Origin of the sequence: Burkholderia sp. Bp9140, from assembly GCF_003853425.1 — a bacterium.
Taxonomy (GTDB): Bacteria; Pseudomonadota; Gammaproteobacteria; order Burkholderiales; family Burkholderiaceae; genus Burkholderia.
Window position 1 is genome coordinate 40,714 of record NZ_QTPQ01000012.1, and the last position, 18,497, is coordinate 59,210.

At 69.5% G+C, this 18,497-nt stretch carries 16 protein-coding genes; 10 read left to right on the plus strand and 6 right to left on the minus strand.

From position 1 onward, the window contains the following. The first annotated feature begins 9 nt into the window (after window positions 1–9). The 6 genes from gsiB to DIE21_RS12240 all read left to right on the plus strand — a co-directional run bounded on the left by gsiB (window position 10) and on the right by DIE21_RS12240 (window position 6,167). Complete coding sequence (gene gsiB, locus DIE21_RS12215; RefSeq protein WP_124497953.1) at window positions 10–1,572, plus strand: glutathione ABC transporter substrate-binding protein GsiB; 1,563 nt, start codon at window positions 10–12, stop codon at window positions 1,570–1,572. 67 nt (window positions 1,573–1,639) lie between these two features. After that, a complete protein-coding gene (gsiC, locus tag DIE21_RS12220; RefSeq protein ID WP_124497954.1) occupies window positions 1,640–2,560 on the plus strand; it encodes a glutathione ABC transporter permease GsiC in 921 nt (306 codons plus the stop codon). A gap of 7 nt (window positions 2,561–2,567) precedes the next feature. Beyond that, a complete protein-coding gene (gene gsiD / locus DIE21_RS12225; RefSeq protein WP_124497955.1) occupies window positions 2,568–3,461 on the plus strand; it encodes a glutathione ABC transporter permease GsiD in 894 nt (297 codons plus the stop codon). Further along, window positions 3,461–4,543: a P1 family peptidase gene (locus DIE21_RS12230; protein WP_124497956.1), complete on the plus strand. Its 1,083-nt coding sequence runs from the start codon at window positions 3,461–3,463 to the stop codon at window positions 4,541–4,543. The genes gsiD and DIE21_RS12230 overlap by 1 nt, the downstream gene beginning before the upstream one ends. Further along, window positions 4,540–5,367, plus strand: a complete 828-nt coding sequence (locus DIE21_RS12235) for a M55 family metallopeptidase (protein WP_124497957.1) — start codon at window positions 4,540–4,542, stop codon at window positions 5,365–5,367. Before DIE21_RS12230 ends, DIE21_RS12235 begins: the two co-directional genes overlap by 4 nt. 20 nt (window positions 5,368–5,387) lie before the next feature. Then, window positions 5,388–6,167 carry a helix-turn-helix domain-containing protein gene (locus tag DIE21_RS12240; protein ID WP_124497958.1) on the plus strand — a complete coding sequence of 260 codons (780 nt, stop codon included), beginning with the start codon at window positions 5,388–5,390 and terminating at the stop codon, window positions 6,165–6,167. 472 nt (window positions 6,168–6,639) lie between these two features. Here the strand turns inward: DIE21_RS12240 and pcaG are convergent, their stop codons facing one another. The 3 genes from pcaG to DIE21_RS12255 form a co-directional block, all read right to left on the minus strand. Next, a complete protein-coding gene (pcaG, locus tag DIE21_RS12245; RefSeq protein ID WP_124497959.1) occupies window positions 6,640–7,233 on the minus strand; it encodes a protocatechuate 3,4-dioxygenase subunit alpha in 594 nt (197 codons plus the stop codon). A gap of 3 nt (window positions 7,234–7,236) precedes the next feature. Then, complete coding sequence (gene pcaH / locus DIE21_RS12250) at window positions 7,237–7,944, minus strand: protocatechuate 3,4-dioxygenase subunit beta (protein ID WP_006489685.1); 708 nt, start codon at window positions 7,942–7,944, stop codon at window positions 7,237–7,239. Window positions 7,945–8,236: 292 nt separating this feature from the next. Beyond that, window positions 8,237–8,800, minus strand: coding sequence for a YiiX/YebB-like N1pC/P60 family cysteine hydrolase (locus DIE21_RS12255; protein ID WP_124497960.1), 564 nt, complete (start codon window positions 8,798–8,800; stop codon window positions 8,237–8,239). A gap of 120 nt (window positions 8,801–8,920) precedes the next feature. Between DIE21_RS12255 and DIE21_RS12260 the strand changes: the two genes are divergently transcribed. The 4 genes from DIE21_RS12260 to DIE21_RS12275 all read left to right on the plus strand — a co-directional run bounded on the left by DIE21_RS12260 (window position 8,921) and on the right by DIE21_RS12275 (window position 11,583). Further along, window positions 8,921–9,658, plus strand: coding sequence for a helix-turn-helix domain-containing protein (locus DIE21_RS12260; RefSeq protein WP_124497961.1), 738 nt, complete (start codon window positions 8,921–8,923; stop codon window positions 9,656–9,658). Between the two features lie 77 nt (window positions 9,659–9,735). Beyond that, the gene (gene pcaQ / locus DIE21_RS12265) at window positions 9,736–10,722 is read left to right on the plus strand and encodes a pca operon transcription factor PcaQ (protein WP_124497962.1); all 987 of its coding nucleotides are present in this window, start codon (window positions 9,736–9,738) and stop codon (window positions 10,720–10,722) included. A 134-nt stretch (window positions 10,723–10,856) separates the two neighbouring features. Then, entirely contained in the window at window positions 10,857–11,216 is a 360-nt protein-coding gene (locus tag DIE21_RS12270) for a type II toxin-antitoxin system RelE/ParE family toxin (RefSeq protein ID WP_124497963.1), read from the plus strand. A gap of 70 nt (window positions 11,217–11,286) precedes the next feature. Then, window positions 11,287–11,583, plus strand: coding sequence for an XRE family transcriptional regulator (locus tag DIE21_RS12275; RefSeq protein WP_124497964.1), 297 nt, complete (start codon window positions 11,287–11,289; stop codon window positions 11,581–11,583). A gap of 96 nt (window positions 11,584–11,679) precedes the next feature. Here the strand turns inward: DIE21_RS12275 and DIE21_RS12280 are convergent, their stop codons facing one another. From DIE21_RS12280 to DIE21_RS12290, 3 genes are all read right to left on the minus strand, one after another. After that, on the minus strand, window positions 11,680–12,954 hold the full coding sequence (locus DIE21_RS12280) for an APC family permease (protein WP_124497965.1): 1,275 nt from the start codon (window positions 12,952–12,954) through the stop codon (window positions 11,680–11,682). 131 nt (window positions 12,955–13,085) lie between these two features. After that, window positions 13,086–17,588 carry a DEAD/DEAH box helicase gene (locus DIE21_RS12285; RefSeq protein ID WP_124497966.1) on the minus strand — a complete coding sequence of 1,501 codons (4,503 nt, stop codon included), beginning with the start codon at window positions 17,586–17,588 and terminating at the stop codon, window positions 13,086–13,088. A gap of 271 nt (window positions 17,589–17,859) precedes the next feature. After that, window positions 17,860–18,384 (minus strand): metal-dependent hydrolase, encoded by a 525-nt coding sequence (locus DIE21_RS12290; protein WP_124497967.1) that lies wholly within the window; start codon window positions 18,382–18,384, stop codon window positions 17,860–17,862. Window positions 18,385–18,497 lie beyond the last annotated feature (113 nt).

The following is an 18,497-nucleotide window of genomic DNA, read 5'->3' on the forward strand; positions in this document are numbered from 1 at the left end:
CCAGACAAAATGAACAAGCCGCATTCGTTCCCGATGTTCCGTCCGCGCGCGTTCCTCGTTGCGGGGGCCGGCGCGCTCGCGCTGTCGGTCGCGGTGCCCGCGTTCGCGCAGCAGAACGTCGTGGTCGCCGTGTACTCGACGTTCACGACGATGGACCCGTACGACGCGAACGATACGGTTTCGCAGGCCGTGGTCAAGTCGTTCTACGAAGGGCTGTTCGGCTTCGACAAGGACATGAAGCTCGTCAACGTGCTCGCGACGAGCTATGAAGCCAGCCCCGACGCGAAGACCTACACGGTCAAGCTGCGCCCGGGCGTGAAGTTCCAGGACGGCACCGACTTCAACGCCGCCGCGGTGAAGGCGAACTTCGACCGTGTAACGGATCCGGCGAACAAGCTGAAGCGTTACGGCCTGTTCCGCGTGATCGAGAAGACCGAGGTGGTCGATCCGATGACGGTGAAGTTCACGCTGCGCGAGCCGTTCTCCGCGTTCATCAACACGCTTGCGCACCCGTCGGCGGTGATGATTTCGCCGGCCGCGCTGAAGAAGTGGGGGCACGACGTGTCGCTGCATCCGGTCGGCACGGGCCCGTTCGAGTTCGTCGAATGGAAGCAGACCGACGACATGAAGGTGAAGAAGTTTGCCGGCTACTGGAAGAAGGGCTATCCGAAGGTCGATTCGATCGACTGGAAGCCGGTGGTCGACAACAACACGCGTGCCGCGCTGCTCAAGACCGGCGAGGCGGATTTCGCGTTTACGATTCCGTTCGAGCAGGCGGCCGACCTGAAGAGCAATCCGAAGGTCGAGCTGATCGAGCGGCCGTCGATCATCCAGCGCTACATCTCGCTGAACACGCAGAAGAAGCCGTTCGACAATCCGAAGGTGCGTGAAGCGCTGAACTACGCGGTCAACAAGGAAGCGCTCGCGAAGGTCGTGTTCGCCGGCTATGCGACCCCGCAGACGGGTGTCGCGCCGGTCGGCGTCGAATATGCGACGAAGCTCGGCCCCTGGCCGTACGATCCGGCGAAGGCGCGCGCGCTGCTGAAGGAGGCCGGCTATCCGAACGGCTTCGAATCGACGCTCTGGTCCGCGTACAACCATTCGACGGCGCAGAAGCTGATCCAGTTCGTCCAGCAGCAGCTCGCTCAGGTCGGCGTGAAGGTGCAGGTGCAGGCGCTCGAGGCCGGCGAGCGGGTCGCGAAGGTCGAGAGCGCGCAGGATCCGGCGACGGCACCGGTGCGGATGTACTACAGCGGCTGGTCGGCGTCGACGGGCGAGGCGAACTGGGCGCTGTCGCCGTTGCTCGCGTCGACGTCCGCGCCGCCGAAGCTCTACAACACCGCGTACTACAAGAACGGTACCGTCGACGACGATCTCGCGAAGGCGCTCGAGACGACCGACAACACGAAGAAGGCCGCCCTGTACGCCGACGCGCAGAAGCAGGTGTGGGCCGACGCGCCGTGGATTTTCCTGGTGCAGGAGAAGATCGTCTATGCGCGCAGCAAGCGCCTGCACGGCATGTACGTGATGCCGGACGGTTCGTTCAACTTCGACGAAATTTCGGTGAAATGACGACGGTTCGCCCGCTGTGCGGCGCCGGCGGCGCAAGCTGCCGGCGCGCTGATTCGATCGGTGCCCCATGCTGAATTTCCTCGTCAAACGCCTGTTCGGCCTGCTGCCCACGCTCGCGATCGTCGCGGTGCTGGTATTCCTGTTCGTGCACCTGCTGCCGGGCGACCCGGCGCGGCTCGCGGCGGGCCCCGAAGCCGACGACGCGACGGTCGCGCTGGTGCGTGCCGATCTCGGGCTCGACCGGCCGCTGCCCGCGCAGTTCGCGAACTTCTTCGTGAAGATCGCGCACGGCGATTTCGGCACGTCGACGCGCAGCAAGCGGCCGGTGTCGACCGAGATCGGCGAGCGCTTCATGCCGACGCTGCTGCTGACGCTCGTCAGCATGGTGTGGGCGACGGTGTTCGGGATGGCGATCGGGATCGCGTCGGCGGTGTGGCGCAACCGCTGGCCCGACCGCCTCGGGATGACGATCGCGGTGTCGGGCATCTCGTTTCCGGCATTCGCGCTCGGCATGCTGCTGATGGAAATCTTCTCGGTGAAGCTCGGCTGGCTGCCCGTCGTGCCGGACGGCACGTGGAAGAGCTATGTGCTGCCGTCGCTGACGCTCGGCGCCGCCGTCGCGGCGGTGATGGCGCGCTTCACGCGCGCGTCGTTCGTCGAGGTGCTCAACGAGGACTACGTGCGCACCGCGCGCGCGAAGGGCGTGCACGAGCCGCTGGTCGTGCTCAAGCACTGCCTGCGCAACGCGATGATCCCGGTCGTCACGATGATGGGGCTGCAGTTCGGCTTCCTGCTCGGCGGCTCGATCGTCGTCGAGGCCGTGTTCAACTGGCCGGGGCTCGGGCGCCTGCTGGTCGATGCGGTGACGATGCGCGACTACCCGGTGATCCAGGCGATCGTGCTGCTGTTCTCGCTCGAATTCATCCTGATCAACCTGACCGTCGACGTGCTGTACGCGGTCATCAACCCGACCATCCGGTTCAAGTGAGGCGCGCATGAACGCGACTGTCCAGCCCGCGGCGCCGGCCGCATCGACCGCGATCCGCACGCCGTGGCGTGAGTTCTGGCGCAAGTTCCGCAAGCAGACCGTCGCGCTCGTCGCGGGCGGCTTCGTGCTGGCGCTCGTCGTGCTGGCGTTCGCCGGCCCGCACATCGTGCCGTTCGATCCGGAAAACTATTTCGACTACGAAGCGCTGAACGCGGGGCCGTCGGCCGTGCACTGGTTCGGCGTCGACTCGCTCGGCCGCGACATCTTCAGCCGGATCGTCACCGGCACGCGCATCTCGCTCGCGGCCGGCTTCTTCTCGGTCGCGCTCGGCGCGCTCATCGGCACGTTCTTCGGGCTGCTCGCCGGCTACTACGAAGGCTGGTGGGACCGCATCACGATGCGCGTGGCCGACGTGCTGTTCGCGTTCCCGGGGATCCTGCTCGCGATCGGCGTGGTCGCGATCCTCGGCAACGGGATGATCAACGTGATCTGCGCGGTCGCGATCTTCAGCATCCCGGCGTTCGCGCGGCTCGTGCGCGGCAACACGCTGATGCTCAAGCACATGACCTACGTGGAGGCCGCACGCAGCATCGGTGCGTCCGACTGGACGATCATCATGCGGCACATCCTGCCGGGCACCGTGTCGTCCGTCGTCGTCTACTTCACGATGCGGATCGGCACGTCGATCATCACGGCCGCGAGCCTGTCGTTCCTCGGGCTCGGCGCGCAGCCGCCGACGCCGGAGTGGGGCGCGATGCTCAACGAGGCGCGCGCGGACATGGTGACCGCGCCGCACGTCGCGATCTTCCCGAGCCTCGCGATCTTCCTGACCGTGCTCGCGTTCAACCTGCTCGGCGACGGGCTGCGCGACGCGCTCGACCCGAAGCTGGAGCGCCGCTGATGGGTGCAGTCCCCATGTGGGCCGCGACGCTGCCGGCCGGGCCGCGCGGCACGATCGCCGACGTGCCGGGCGTCACGGTCGGCCATGCGACGCTCGATGCCGGTGACGTGCAGACGGGCGTGACCGTCGTGAAGCCGCACCCGGGCGACCTGTACCGCAGCAAGGTGCCGGCCGGCGCGGCCGTGATCAACGGTTTCGGCAAGAGCACCGGGCTCGTGCAGGTCGATGAGCTCGGCACGCTCGAGACGCCGATCGCGCTCACCAACACGTTCGCAGTCGGCGCGGTCGCTCAGGCACAGATCCGCGCCGCGATCGCGCAGAATCCGCGGATCGGCCGGGACTGGCCGACCGTCAACCCGCTCGTGTTCGAGTGCAACGACGGCTATCTGAACGATATCCAGGCGTTCGCAGTGACGGCCGCGCATTACGACGACGCGTGCCGCACGGCGGCGCGCGACTTCGCGCGCGGCGCGGTGGGCGCCGGGCGCGGGATGTCGTGTTTCGACCTGAAGGGCGGGATCGGCTCCGCGTCGCGCGTGGCCGTTGCGGCCGGCCGGCCGTATACGGTCGGCGCGCTCGTGCTCGCGAATTTCGGCAGGCTGTCGATGCTGACGCTCGGCGGTGTGCCGCTCGGGCGCATCGTCGCGCAGCGGCGTGCCGCTGCAGCCGCGCACGCGGCGCCGCCCGAGCAAGGCTCGATCATCCTGCTGCTCGCGACCGATGCGCCGCTCGACGCGCGGCAACTGTCGCGGCTCGCCCGCCGCGCGGGCGCGGGCCTGGCCCGCACCGGCTCGGTCTACGGGCACGGCAGCGGCGACATCGCGCTCGCCTTTTCCACCGCGTATACGATCGCGCACGATGCGTCGAGCGTCGCGCTGCCGGCCCTCGTGGCCGATGCGGCGCTCGATCCGCTGTTCATGGCCGCGGCCGAGAGCGTCGAGCAGGCGATCGCCGACGCGCTGCTGCAGGCCGTGACCGTGGCCGGGCGCGACGGCCACGTGCGGCAATCGCTGCGCGATGCGGTGCCCGATCTCGAACGCCTGTTCAACGACGACAACGAAGGACGTCATCCCCCGTCATGAAGATCCTGATCTCGACCGACATCGAAGGCGTCGCCGGCGTGTTTGCCACCGAGCAGACGCGTGCCGGCAATCCGGAATACGAACGCGCGCGCCGCTGGATGACCGCCGAGGCGAACGCGGCGCTCGAAGGCGCGTTCGCGGGCGGCGCGCAGACCGTCTGGGTCAACGACTCGCACGGCGGCTTTCGCAATCTGCTGCCCGACGGGCTCGATGCGCGTGCGCGCGTCGTGCTCGGCAAGCCGCGCACGCTCGGGATGATGGCGGGCCTCGAACAGCGGCCCGATCTCGTGTTCATGATCGGCTTTCACGCGAAATCGCAGACGCGCGGCGTGCTCGCGCACACCATCAACAGCTTCGCGTTCACGCAGGTGTGGCTGAACGGCGTCGAGCTCGGCGAGGCCGGGCTGTATGGCGCGCTGGCGCGCGAATACGGCGCGCACGTCGCGCTGGCGTCGGGCGACGACGTGTTCGCCGAGGAAACCCGGCCGCTGTTTCCGGACGCGCGGTTCGAGACGGTCAAGACGGCCGGCGGCGCATCGAGCGGCGATACGCTCACACCGGCCGCGTCCTGCGCGCGCATCGCGACCGCCGCACGCGAAACGGTCGCGCATGCGCTGTCGTCAGGCTGGCGCGCGAGCGCGCATCGGCCCGCGCCGGCCGCGTGCACGCTGCGCGTGCAAACGGCCGCGCTCGCCGATTTGTTCTGCGTGCTGCCGTCGCTCGAGCGGGTCGATGCGGTGACGCTGCGCTTCGACGGGCCGTCGGTCGAGCACGTCGTGCGCACGCTGAACAGCCTGTCGGCCATGTCGTTCATGCTGCGGTGATTCATGATGGAATTCGGGCCTTGAGAAATACGCTGCCAGATCCCTACGAACACATTGCGCGCAGCGTCGTCGTGACCGCCAACGACTACGCGGCGGGCACGACGTTTGCGGAGCACGCGCACGGGCGCGGGCAGTTCGCGTGCGCGTCGCGCGGCACGATCAGCGTGTCGACGCCGCATGGCCGCTGGCTGGTGCCGCCGCAGCGCGCGTGCTGGGTGCCGGCCGGCGTTCGCCACGAAATGACGATGACCGGGCCGGTCACGATGCTCAACACGTTCGTGTCGGACGACGCGGCCCAGGCCGCCGGGCTGCCGGACCAGTGCGGCGTATACGGCGTGTCGCCGCTGCTGCGGCAACTGATCGACGATGCGATCGACCTGCCGGCGATGTACGACGTCGACGGCCGGGCGGGCAAGCTGATGGCGCTGCTGGTCGCGGAAATCGCGACGATGCCGCGGCTGTCGCTGCACGCGCCGCTGCCCGCCGACGCGCGCCTCGCGAGGATCTGCCGGCATCTGTTCGCGTCGCCGTCGATCGCGGCCGATCTCGACCAGGTGGCGACCGATGCGGGCGTGAGCCGGCGCACGTTTACGCGGCTGTTCCGCGCGCAGACCGGCGTGAGTTTCGCCGCGTGGCGTCAGCAGGTCTGCATGCTCGCGGCGATTGCGCGCCTGAGCGACGGGCAGCCGGTGACGCGGGTCGCGCTCGATCTCGGCTATGCGAGCGCGAGCGCCTTTACGTCGGCGTTTCGCCGCATCCTCGGCGATACGCCGAGCCGGTATCTGGAGGTTCGCCGCTAGGTAGCCGGGACGGACGCGGCGGCGGGTACCGCGCCGGCCGGGCCGCTCTTGCGCGAACGAAAAAAACGCGCCTGCCAGGATTCGGCCAGACGCGCTTAAAGGCACTCGGTCAGAAAAAATGCGCGACCGGCCAGCGGGGCCGTGTTCGCGCATGGATTCGTGAAATTGTTGCCTATTCCGATTCAATCCCGTCGGTGCGTTGAGGATAGCAAAGCATACGCCGCGTAACGCGCAAACGATATCGCGTGTGCGCAACGATTCATGTGCTGTCGCAGCAAGCGTTTCAATCGCGTGTTCGGTACCGGGGGCGGAAGCCGTCGACCATGGGCGTCGGCGATTCCGACAGGGCGTGCTGCGGGCCAGCATCGAATGTTGGCGCCCGAAAACGAAAGCCGCCGCGCGACGCGATGCCTGTCGGTATCGCGCCACGCGGCGGTCCGCCGCGAGCAGCCGGCCTGCGCCGGCTCGCGCGTCACAGGTCGAAGAACACGGTTTCGTCCGGCCCCTGCATGCGGATGTCGAAGCGGTACACGACGGGTCGGCCCGGCTGCGCGTCGCGCTTCGCGACGAGCGTCGCACGGCGTTCGGCCGGTACCAGGTTCAGCACCGGATCGGCCGCGTTCGCCGCGGCTTCGTCGTCGAAATACACGCGGGTGAACGCGTGGGTCAGGATGCCGCGCATCATCACGGTCACGTTGATGTGCGGTGCCTCGTCGGTGGCGATGCGGCCCGGCTTCACCGTCGGGACGACGAAGCGATGCTGCGCATCGGTGCCCGTGCCGACGCGTGCGAAGCCCGTGAAGCCGGATTTCGCGATGTCGTCGCGCGACGCGGGATAGCGGCCCGCGCCGTCCACCTGCGTGAATTCGAGCACCGCGTCGCCGACGACGTTGCCGTCACCGTCGAACACCTGACCGACCAGCAGCACGTGCTCGCCTTCGGCGTCCGGCGAGGCGATCGACGGCGTGAACAGGCTCTTCAGGTCGTAGTCGTATTGCTGCGGGCACAGGCCGTATGCGAAGTACGGGCCGACCGTCTGCGAAGGGGTTTGCTTCAGCGTCGTCATGGTTCAGCGCTCCATCGGGGTAGCGTCGCGGCCGCGCAGCACGATGTCGAATTCGTAGCCGAGCGCATAGCCTTCTTCGGTGATGTCCATCGAGAAGCGCGAGATCAGGCGGTCGCGCGCCGCTTCCGGCGTGCCCTGGAAGATCGGGTCGTACGCGAGCAGCGGATCGCCGGGGAAGTACATCTGCGTGACGAGGCGCGAGCCGAAGTAGTCGCCGAACAGCGAGAAGTGAATGTGATTCGGGCGCCACGCGTTCGGATGGTTGCCCCACGGATAGGCGCCGGGCTTGATCGTCAGGAAGCGGTAGCGGCCTTCGTCGTCGGTCAGGCAGCGGCCCGCGCCGAGGAAGTTCGGGTCGAGCGGCGCGTCGTGCTGGTCGACCTTGTGCACGTAGCGGCCGGCCGCGTTCGCCTGCCATACCTCGACGAGCGTGTTGCGCACGGGCTTGCCGCCTTCGTCAAGCACGCGGCCGGTGACGACCATGCGCTCGCCGAGCGGCTCGCCGTTCTTCACGGCGTTCTTCGTCAGGTCATGGTCGAGCGCGCCGAGATCCTCGGCGCCGTAGACGGGCGCGTACTGGTCGCGCAGCTTTTCCTTCAACGGGATCAGCGGGCGGGTCGGGCCACGCTTCACCGACGAACGGTACTCGGGGTGGACATACGCGGGATGCGACGGCCAGTCGCGCGGCGTGAGGATCGTGGGGGAATCCATCGGGCGTCTCCTGTTAGGTATTTCGCGAAGTGGATGGCAAGACTTTAGCCAATCCGGAAAGTTATGCAAAATGACCTTTTTTCGCGAATCGCATAACCATTCGTTATGTTCGGCGACGCCAATGAAAATCCGCCGGACAGGTGGCCTATCCGGCGGAAAAAGCGATCGGGCTTCGCGTCGTCGGTGACGACTCCGTGCACAGCCCTCCAGCCAGCCCGTCGCTGCTTTTTCTTGTTTCGTTGTTGTTATCCGGTCTCCCCGGGCGCGCCCATTCGTCGTTCGTCCTTCGCGGTTACGGTCGGGCGGGATCGAAGACGATCCCGTCGAATTCGAGCGACAGCGTTCCGCTTCGCAGCAGCGCGGCTGGCGTCGTCGCGCACTCGGCGCCGAGCACGTCGCTCACGTAGTTCGCGCAGAACCCGCGCTGCGACAGCAGGCTGAAGCGGCTGCCTAGCAGCGCGTCGATCCGCTGTTCGGCCAGCGCGTGCACGTCGCGCTGCGCGTCGGCAGTCGGGGCGGCGACGCGGCGCGCCAGTGCGATGCGTCCGCCGTCGGCGCGGGCGACGAAGCGCGACAGCGGCGTGAGCTTCGTGCGCGCAAAGGCGGGCTCGGCGATCAACGGCTCGTTGCCCGACGTATCGACGACGATGCCGAAGCGATCGGCCCAGGCGCCTGCGCTGCCTGCCGCGTCGCGGGACGCGCCGGCCGGTACGCGGATGAACACGAGGTCCCCGACGTGCACGCCGGCGGCCAGCGTGCGCACCGTGGCGAGCGGCAGCGTGCGATCCGTGTCGCGGGCGTCGCGCGGCGCGGCGGGATGCGGGTCGAAGGCGGTGGTGTCGGTTCGGGTGCTCATCGCGGCTCCGTCGGTGAGTGACAGGACGGAGCGGATTATGCAGACAAGTACCCAATAGTGCTTGTATGGATGCTGGAGTAGCCTAATATCCGACCTCGAGCATCATTTTTCGATACCAACATGACCGAGACCGCCCAACTGATCGAAACGCTGAAGCGCCAGCTGAAGGCGCAGGGCATGACCTACCGCGACGTCGCGCGTGCGCTCGACGTGTCCGAGACGAGCGTGAAGCGGCTGTTCGCGAGCGGCCGCTTCACGCTGGAGCGCGTCGCGGAGATCGCGCAGCTGCTCGGCTATACGCTCGCCGAGCTGGTGCAGGAGGCGTCGGCATCCGCGCCGCGATTGCGCGTGCTGACCGAACAGCAGGAGGCGCTGCTCGTGTCGGACGAGAAGCTGCTGCTCGTCGCCGTCTGCGCGGTCAACTACTGGACCGTGCAGGACATCGTGTCGGCCTACTGCCTGACGCAGGCCGAGTGCGTGAAATACCTGTTGATGCTCGACCGGATGAACGTGATCGCGCTGCTGCCGGGCGACCGCATCCGCGTGCGCGTCGCGCGCGATTTCGACTGGCTGCCGGGCGGGCCGATCCGCCGATACTTCCATGCGCACGTGCTCGACGACTTTCTCGGCAGCCGCTTCGACGGCCCGGGCGAGACGATGACGTTCTCGCAGGGGATGCTGACCGATGCGGCCGCCGCGGAACTCGAGCAGGAACTGCGGCGGCTGAGCAGCAAGGCGGCGGCGCTGCACGCGGAGTCGTCGTCCGCGCCGCTCGGGCAGAAGCGCGGCACGGGCCTGCTGATCGCGAAGCGGATCTGGGAGCCGACCGGATTCCACGCGCTGCGGCGCCATGCGTGATGCTGCGCCGAATGCTTGGGACTTTCCGGAAAGTTATGCAAAATGACACAACATTGCCACTCGCATAACCGCCCGTTATGAATAACCGTATCGCCGACGGCCGCGTCAAATTCCGGCACCTGCAGTGTTTTCTCGCGGTTGCGCAGCTGGGCGGCGTGCAGAAGGCGGCGGAAAGCCTGTCGATCACACAGCCGGCCGTGTCGAAGACGATCGCCGAACTGGAGTCGATCCTCGGTGTGAAGCTGTTCGAACGCGGGCGGCACGGCGCGCAGCCGACCCGAGAAGCGCAATTGTTCATCCCGCATGCGAACGCGTGCGTGCTGGCGCTGCGGCAGGGCGTCGGGCTGCTCGCACGCGAGGGCGGCGCGGCCGCGGCGACACTCGAGATCGGCATGCTGCCGACGGTTGCGGCATCGCTCGCGCCCGCGCTGATGAAGGCGCTGACCGCACGCTGGCCGCGCATCGTCGTGCGGATCGCGACGGCCGCGAATGCCGAACTGCTGGAGCGGCTGAAGGCGGGGGCGATCGAATGCGCGATCGGGCGTTTGTCGGAGCCGGAGCGGATGATCGGGCTGGCGTTCGAGCAGCTGTATAACGAGCCGCTCGTCGCAGTCGTGCGCGCGGGGCATCCGCTGCTCGCGAGCGCCGCGCCGGCCGTCGAACTCGCGCGCTATCCGGTCGTGCTGCCGCCGTTCGGCACGCTGATCCGCCAGTCGGCCGAGCAACTGCTCGGCGCATGCGGCGCGCCGCCGCTGGATTCGTTCATCGAGGTGCTGTCGGTGTCGGTCGCGCGCGCGCTCGCGCTCGAGAACGACGCGGTCTGGTTCGTGCCGCTCTATGCGGCCGAATACGACCTGTCGGCCGGTGCGCTCGCGCGCCTGCCGCTGCCGTCCGCGGGCACCGACGAGCCGGTCGGGCTCGTGCTGCGCACCGATGCGCAACCGTCGCCCGTCGCGCGGACGCTGATCGACGCCGTGCGCGACATCGCGCAGGCGCGGTTCGGCGATGCGCGAGCGCATCGCGCGCCGCCCGGCGCGCGCAAGCCTGCTCGCCGCGAGCGTTGAGACGCCGTGCAGGGCCGGGCCACGTGGCGTCCGGCTGCCGTTCCTTCACCGCCATTCGTCGGCCGTTCGGTCAGTAGCGGGTCTCGTCGTGCTTGGCATAGCGTATCGTTTTTGGTACGCTGGATGACACGACGATGGCGAGACAGCAGATTCAGATCACGCTCGGCGTGCGGTTCTTCCGCACCGCGCGTGGCAACGAGCCGGTGCGCGAATGGCTCAAGGCGCTCGGGCAGATCGAGCGCCGGGTGATCGGCGAAGAGATCAAGACCGTTCAACTGGGCTGGCCGCTCGGCATGCCGCTGGTCCGGAAGATGTCGAACGATCTGTGGGAAATCCGCGTGATGTTGCCGCGGCGAAGCGCGCGCGTGCTGTTCACGGCCGTCGGCGACACGATGGTGCTGCTGCACGCGTTCTTCAAGCAGTCGCAGGCCACGCCGTCCGACGATCTCGACGTGACCGTCGCGCGGCTGAAAGCGCTGACGCGCGCCATCTGAATTCCCCGGTTGCGCCGGCACATGCGGTTCGCCGCCGTGCCGGCCGGCCACGCCATGCACTGGAGTACCCATGACGACCACGAACAACCCGCATATCGGCAGCGACTTCGACACCTTCCTCGAGGAGGAAGGCCAGCTCGAAGCGGCCACCGCCACCGCGATCAAGCGCGTGATCGCGTGGCAGATCGGGCAGGAAATGAAGGCGCAGCACATCACGAAAACCGCGATGGCCGCGCGGATGAAAACCAGCCGTGCCGCGCTCAACCGGCTGCTCGACGAAACCGACACGAGCCTCACGCTCGCGACGCTTGCGAGCGCGGCCACCGCACTCGGCAAGCGGCTCAGCTTCGAGCTGGTGCCGGCCTGACGCGCCCGGCGAAACGGTGCGCGGCCGGTTGGCGGCGGGCTGGCGCAACGCGGCGAGCGGGCGCATGTTCGTCCGCTCGCGGGCATCGGCGCACGATCATGTGCGCTGCCCGGCCAGCCGCAGGTAAAGCAACGCGCCGCCCGCGAGCAGCAGCGGGCACAGGAAATACCATCCCGTCGTCAGGAACAACCCGGCGACGGCGACCAGCGAAATCCACGCGCAGCGATACGCGATGCCGCCGCGCGGCAGCAGTTTCAGCGCGGCGGCCGCGCCGAGCCCGTACACCATCACGAAGCAACCGGACGTGACCAGCACCAGCGGCTTGGGTCCGACGTCCGTGATCGTCGTCGCGGCCAGCGCGATGGCCGCGAGCACCGCAATCACGCCGAGGCTGCGGCGCGGCACGCCGCCGACCTGACTGCCTTGCGCGAGCCACGCGGGCAACGCGCCGTCGCGCCCGAGCGCCGCGCCGAGTTTGGCCGCACCCGCGAAATACGCGTTCATCGTGCCGAGCGTGAGCAGCAACGCGGCAGCGGCGGCCAGCACCTGCGCATGGCCGCCGATGCCGCCCGCGATCAGCTCCGCGAGCGGCGCGCCCGAGGTTCCCGCGGACGGCCCGAGCACCGTCACGCTCGCGGCGGCGACCGCCAGATAGAGGAACCCGACCACCACGACCGTGATGCCGGCCGAGCGCGGCATGTCGTGCGCGGGCCGGCGGAATTCGGCGGCGAGGTGCGTGATCGCTTCCCAGCCCGCGAAGCTCCACACGAGCAGCGCCGCAGCCTGGCCGACCGCGAGCCAGCCGTGCGGCGCGAACGGGTGCAGGTTCGCCGTGCGCGCATGGGGCGCGGACGCGAGCACGGCCGCCAGCAGCAGCGTCACGAGCAGCGCCGACAGCACGAGCTGCATGCGGCCCGACACCGTGACGCCGAACGCATTCGCGGCCGATACCGTGGCGATCAATGCGGCGGCCGTGACGATGACCGTCGTATGCCCGCCGCCCGTGACGGCCGCGACGTACGCGCCGCCGAACATCGCGGCGGCCGGCGCGCCGGCCGGCACCGCGAAATAGAAACACCAGCCGACGATCGCCGCGGCCTTCGGTCCGAATGCGCGTCGCGCGTAGGTCGATACGCCGCCCGCGTCCGGGTAGCGCGCGCCAAGTGCGGCGAAGGTGGCCGCGAGCGGCGCCGACAGCACGACGAGCGCGGCCCACGCGAGCAGCGACGCAGGCCCCGCGACCTCGGCGGCGAGCGCAGGCAACGCAATGACGCCGGTGCCGAGCACCGCGCCGATATACAGCGCGGCGCCCTGGAAAATCGTCAGAGAACCCGCGTGATGAACGGCGGGCGAATCGGCGTGCGAGGACATGAAAGGCAGTCTCCGGAAGGCTTGTTCTGGGCGCGGTCGGCCGCGCGATGAATCGTTCGATGCTACCCGAACGGGTGCGTCGATGCCGCGCGGCGTTCAGTAGTCCGCGACGTGCCGCGTGTCAGCCGATGTCAGTAGCGGCGTGCGAGGCGCAGGCGCGCATCCTCGCGCGCGGCGGGCGGCAGGTCGGGTGCATAGTGGAACGCGCCCGACACGAGCGACGCGACGGGCACGCCGTCGCGGAACAGCACGCGATTGCCGGCCAGCGCGGGCACCTTGTCGCCGGGCAGCAGGGTGCCGGCAAGGTTCAGCGGGTCGGCACCCGTCACGCACACATACTGGCCGTCACCCGGTTGGCGACGCAGTTCGCGCAGGATCGGGATCGCTTCCGGCAGCGCGAACTGCTCGCCCGCGAGCCCCGCGACGAAGCGTCCGCCTCGAATTTCGCCACGCGCTTCGAGCCGCTGCAGCACGCGCACGAGTTCGCGCCAGCTCGGCAGCCAGTCGGCCTCGCGTTCGAGCAGGCGCCAGAACACGACGCCATAGCGGCGCAGCAGCGTCCAGGCGACGTGTTCGAGCGCGGCGGGATCGGTCGCGGGCACACCGCGCTTCGGTGCCGGCGTTGGCGCGTCGTCCGGTGCCGAAACGCGTTGCACGAGCGCCCAGCGGCCTGCATCGTCCATCCCGCCGATCAGTGCGCCGCCGCGCCGCGTGCGCGGCCCGTGCGTCGCGTGGCGCTTGACCGCCGGTTTCAGCAGCGCACGCAGTCCGGCGAAGCTGTCCGCATTCACGAGGCCGGCCGAGACGAGTTCGCCGAGCGCCTGTTCGAGTTCGACGGGCAGCAGGTGCAGTTCGTCGAGCAGTGCATCGAAGAACATCGCGCCATGTGCGGCGAGTGCGTCACGCACCTGCGTCGCACGCGCCGACAGCGCCGGTTGCGCGTCCGGGTCGCGCAGCGCCTGCCATGCACCGAGGTGGCGGCGCGGCAGCAGCACGACCGGCGTGGTTTTCACGGGCGTGCCGGCCGCGCGGGCCGGCGCGCCGATGCGGGTCCAGACGAGCTTGCCCGAGCGGCACAGCTCGTCGAGGCCGCCGGCCGTGTAGTCGGTGAGCCGCGCGGGCAGCAGTGCGTCTTCCCACGCGCTCGCCGCGGCTTCGTAGCCTTCGAGCTGTTCGACGACGGCCGCGAGCGCGTCGCGGCCCGAGCCGCGCGTGTCGGGCGTCAGGTGCTGCCAGTGGAACAGGAAGTGCATGAAATCGGCGCGCTCGACCGGTTCGATCTCGCGGCGCAGCCGCTTGACCGTATAGCGATGAATGCGCGCGAGCAGGTGGCGTTCGCACCATTCGTCGGCTGTCGCGCCCGGCGTGAAGCGGCCGCGCATCACGTAGCCTTCGCGCTCGAGTGCCGCGAGCGCCGTCGCGATCGTCGCGGGCGGCAGGCCGAGCGGCTGCGCGATGGCGTCGAGCGTCAGCGGTCCGAAGCCGGTGAGCCGCGCACGGATCACATCGACGCGTGCGGCGTCGGCTTCCCACGGCTGTGCGCATGCGGCCGGCACCTTCAGCGCGGGTGCGACGCGTGCGCCGGGATGGAGCGCGCGTATGCAGACCAGCCGTTCGACCGGCACCCACAGCGCGGCGCCGTCCGGCGTGACGAGCTGGGTCGCGCGGCGGCGTTCGGCCAGTTCCGCGAGCTGGTCGGCCCAGCCTTCGTGCGCATGTGCTTCGCCGTCGGCGACGCAGGCGAGCGTGAGCAGTGCGTCGTGCATTTCGTCGGCATCGCGCACCAGCGGCCATGCTTCGTCGCGCACCGCGTCGATTGCGTCGGCGTCGAGCGCGCCGAGATCGTCGGCCGATTCGGGATCGCTCCAGCGGCGCGACTGCACGGCCTGCGTGCGGCGCTCCTCGAGCGGCGCGTCGTCGAGGAACGCATAGGGTTTCGCGTTGAGGATCTCGGCCGCGAGCGGCGACGGCGCGGGCAGGTCGCGTGCGATCAGCTCGATCGCGCCGCTTTCGATCCGGCGCAGCAGCGCGAGCCAGCCGTCGGTATCCATCGCGTCGTGCAGGCAGTCGTCGAGCGTCTGGTCGACGAGCGGATGGTGCGGGATCTCGCGTTCGCCGACGATGTTCTCGAGGCATGCCACCTGATCGGGGAACACGGTCGCGAGCAGGTCCTCGCTTTTCATCCGCTGCAACTGCGGCGCGGTGCGCCGGCCGCCGGTGAAGCGCGGCAGCGCGAGCGCGGTCGTCGCGTTCCAGCGCCAGCGCACGCCGAACATCGGCGCGTCGAGCAGGGCCTGGACCAGCACGTGCTCGGCGCTGGCCGAGCGCAGGTAACGCCACACTTCGTCGAGCGCGAAGCTGTGCGCGAGCGACAGCGAAAGAATGATCGCGTCGTCGGTCGCGGCGGCCTGCAGCTCGAAGTTGAAACTGCGGCAGAAGCGCTTGCGCAGCGCGAGCCCCCATGCGCGGTTGATGCGGCTGCCGAACGGCGAATGAATCACCAGTTGCGTGCCGCCCGATTCGTCGAAGAAGCGCTCCATCACGAGCGTGTCCTGCGTCGGCAGCGCGCCGAGCGCCGCGCGCGTGCGCGCGAGGTAGTCGGCGATCTGGCGGGCCGCGTCGGGCGACAGGTGGAGATCGTCGGCGAGCCAGCGCAGTGCCGGCGCGAGACGGCTTTCGGACGGGGCGATCGCGGTGCCGACGGGCTCGCTTCGCGAATCGGTCGCGATGTCGGCCTCGACCGCCTTGCCGGCTTTGCCGCGCGTGCCCGTCTTGCCGGCCGCGTCGCCGCCTGCGCGCTTCGGCCCACCGGCATCCGCATGCCGATCGCCTTCGGCGAACAGCCCGTCGAGCCGCGCGCGCAGCCGGCCGACCGCCGCCGACAGCTCGTCGCTGCGCGCGGGCGCCTCGCCGAGCCAGAACGGAATGCTCGGCGACTGGCCTTGCGCGTCCTCGACGCGCACACGGCCCGTTTCCACGCGAATGATCCGGTATGACTGGTTGCCGAGCTGGAACACGTCGCCGGCCAGGCTCTCGATCGCGAAATCCTCGTTGACGGTGCCGACCTGGATGCCCTGCGGTTCGAGCAGTACCGCGTAGTCGGCCATGTCGGGAATCGTGCCGCCCGACGTCGTCGCGGTCATCATCGCGTTGCGGCGCCCGCGCACCGTGCCGCCGACCACGTCGCGATGCAGATACGCGCCGCGCACGCCGCGGCGGCTCGTGAAGCCTTCGGCGAGCATCTTCATCACGTCGTCGAAGCGTTCGCGCGACAGGCGTGCGTACGGCGCCGCCTGCGTGAAGCTCGCGTACAGCGCGTCCTCGTGCCATTGCGCACAGGCGACCTCGGCGACGATCTGCTGCGCGAGCACGTCGAGCGGCGCCTCGGGAATCCGCAACGCGTCGAGCTCGCCGCGTTGCACGCAGTCGAGCAGCGCCGCGCATTCGATCAGCTCGTCGCGCGACAGCGGGAACAGGCGGCCCTTCGGCACGCCGCCGACGTGGTGCCCCGAGCGGCCGACGCGCTGCAGGAACGGCGCGATCCCGCGCGGCGAACCGACCTGGCACACCAGGTCGACGTCGCCGATGTCGATGCCGAGTTCGAGCGACGCGGTCGCGACGAGCAGCTTCAGGTCGCCGCGCTTGAGCCGCTGTTCCGCGTCGAACCGGTGTTCCTTCGCGAGACTGCCGTGGTGCGCGGCGATCGCGTCCTTGCCGAGGCGGTCGGCGAGATGGCGCGCCATGCGCTCCGCGGTGCGCCGCGTGTTCACGAACACGAGCGTCGTACGATGCGCGGCCGCGAGTGCGGCGATCCGGTCGTACACCTGTTCCCACACGTCGGTCGCCATCACGGGTTCGAGCGGCACGTTCGGCAGCTCGAGCGCGAGGTCGCGTTCGCGCGTATGACCGGTGTCGACGATCGTGCAGTCGCGCGGCGCATCGGCCGGGCCGCCGACCAGGAAGCGCGCGACCGCGTCGATCGGCTTCTGCGTGGCCGACAATCCGATGCGCGGCAACGCGCGGCCCGTCAACGCATCGAGGCGTTCGAGCGACAGCGCGAGGTGGCTGCCGCGTTTGGACGACGCAAGCGCGTGGATCTCGTCGACGATCACCGAGCGCACGCTCGACAGCATCTGCCGTCCCGACGTCGAGGACAGCAGCACGTACAGCGACTCGGGCGTCGTCACGAGAATGTGCGGCGCGCGCTTGCGCAGCGCCGCGCGTTCGGCCTGCGTGGTGTCGCCGGTGCGCACGGCGGTGCGGATCGCCGGCACCGGCAGCCCGAGTTGCGCGAGCGACTCGGCAATGCCGGCGAGCGGCGCGTCGAGGTTCACGTGGATGTCGTTCGACAGCGCCTTCAGCGGCGACACATAGACGACGAGCGTCGCGTCGGGCAGCGCGCCGTCGTGCGCGAGCGCATCGCGCACGAGGTCGTCGAGCGCGCACAGGAACGCGGTGAGCGTCTTGCCGGAGCCGGTCGGCGCGGCGACGAGCGTCGACCGGCCGGCCTTGATGTGCGGCCACGCGAGCGCCTGCGCGCCGGTCGGGGCGGCGAACGCGCGGCGGAACCACGCGGCGACGGCCGGGTGGAACACGTCGAGCGCGGTGGCGGGGCGGGTGGCGGTGACGTCCATCGGAGCGTTGAAATGGGGTGCGAGCGCACGGGCGGCCGCGCGCGAATCGTCAGTGTGCCAGACGTCGCGGATGCATGCCGGGCGCCGCGGGCAGGGAGCACGCACGCGGCGGAGAGGCAGATGAGGCGCGGTGCCGGCGTTTCAACAGGCAATAGGTGCGCGCGTGCGGGCCGGCACCTGTTGGGTCACGGGTGGCCGGCCTTGCGGAAGGGGAAAGCGGCGGTCGAGGTGCGCCGGGCGGATGCAGGGCGCGATCCGTGCCTACACGTGACTACACGCGGTGCAGCCAGCCGAGCCAGTGTTCGAGGAACGGCGCGCGCGTCCACAGCGACTGCGCGAGCCACAGCGTGCCGCCCCATGCGGCGGCCACGACGATCAGGTCGCAATGTCCGCTGTTCCACAGGTTCAGCGAGTGGCGCCGCCAGATCCACGGCACGCCGAGCGGATTCGGCCAGTCGGCGAGCAGGTGCATCACGCCGCCGCACGCGAAACCGAACAGCGGCGCGGCCCACAGCGGATGCGGATGATGCGTGAGCCCGCGCCATCCGAGCGCGAGCAGCGCGATCCAGCCGATGCCCCAGTGCGTGACGGTGCGGTGCGTGATCCACAGGCGGCGCTTGCGGGTCCACCACGCGACTTCGAGCCAGTCGGGCGCGGTGCCGCCCGCGACGCCGGCCGCGAACGCGGCGAGCAGGCCCGCGTGCCAGGGGCCGGTCGCGCCGGTTTGCGCGACGAGGACGGCGGCGGCGGCGCCGGCCGCGAAGCCGGACGCGTGATGCGCATTGTGTGATGCCATAGGAAACGAGACGAGAAAACGTGAAGCGGCGGCAAACGAGCGCGAACGATCGGGCGCGAAAGCGGGGCGCTATCTTCTCAGATCGGCCCGCGCAGCGGGCGGTTCGATCGCGG

Excerpts from the sequence above, each read along its gene's own strand:
- gsiB (WP_124497953.1), top strand. The coding sequence starts at position 10 with ATGAACAAGCCGCATTCGTTCCCGATGTTCCGTCCGCGCGCGTTCCTC.
- gsiC (WP_124497954.1), top strand. The coding sequence starts at position 1,640 with ATGCTGAATTTCCTCGTCAAACGCCTGTTCGGCCTGCTGCCCACGCTC.
- gsiD (WP_124497955.1), top strand. The coding sequence starts at position 2,568 with ATGAACGCGACTGTCCAGCCCGCGGCGCCGGCCGCATCGACCGCGATC.
- DIE21_RS12230 (WP_124497956.1), top strand. The coding sequence starts at position 3,461 with ATGGGTGCAGTCCCCATGTGGGCCGCGACGCTGCCGGCCGGGCCGCGC.
- DIE21_RS12235 (WP_124497957.1), top strand. The coding sequence starts at position 4,540 with ATGAAGATCCTGATCTCGACCGACATCGAAGGCGTCGCCGGCGTGTTT.
- pcaG (WP_124497959.1), bottom strand. The coding sequence starts at position 7,233 with ATGACGACGCTGAAGCAAACCCCTTCGCAGACGGTCGGCCCGTACTTC.
- pcaH (WP_006489685.1), bottom strand. The coding sequence starts at position 7,944 with ATGGATTCCCCCACGATCCTCACGCCGCGCGACTGGCCGTCGCATCCC.
- DIE21_RS12255 (WP_124497960.1), bottom strand. The coding sequence starts at position 8,800 with ATGAGCACCCGAACCGACACCACCGCCTTCGACCCGCATCCCGCCGCG.
- DIE21_RS12260 (WP_124497961.1), top strand. The coding sequence starts at position 8,921 with ATGACCGAGACCGCCCAACTGATCGAAACGCTGAAGCGCCAGCTGAAG.
- pcaQ (WP_124497962.1), top strand. The coding sequence starts at position 9,736 with ATGAATAACCGTATCGCCGACGGCCGCGTCAAATTCCGGCACCTGCAG.
- DIE21_RS12270 (WP_124497963.1), top strand. The coding sequence starts at position 10,857 with ATGGCGAGACAGCAGATTCAGATCACGCTCGGCGTGCGGTTCTTCCGC.
- DIE21_RS12275 (WP_124497964.1), top strand. The coding sequence starts at position 11,287 with ATGACGACCACGAACAACCCGCATATCGGCAGCGACTTCGACACCTTC.
- DIE21_RS12280 (WP_124497965.1), bottom strand. The coding sequence starts at position 12,954 with ATGTCCTCGCACGCCGATTCGCCCGCCGTTCATCACGCGGGTTCTCTG.
- DIE21_RS12285 (WP_124497966.1), bottom strand. The coding sequence starts at position 17,588 with ATGGACGTCACCGCCACCCGCCCCGCCACCGCGCTCGACGTGTTCCAC.
- DIE21_RS12290 (WP_124497967.1), bottom strand. The coding sequence starts at position 18,384 with ATGGCATCACACAATGCGCATCACGCGTCCGGCTTCGCGGCCGGCGCC.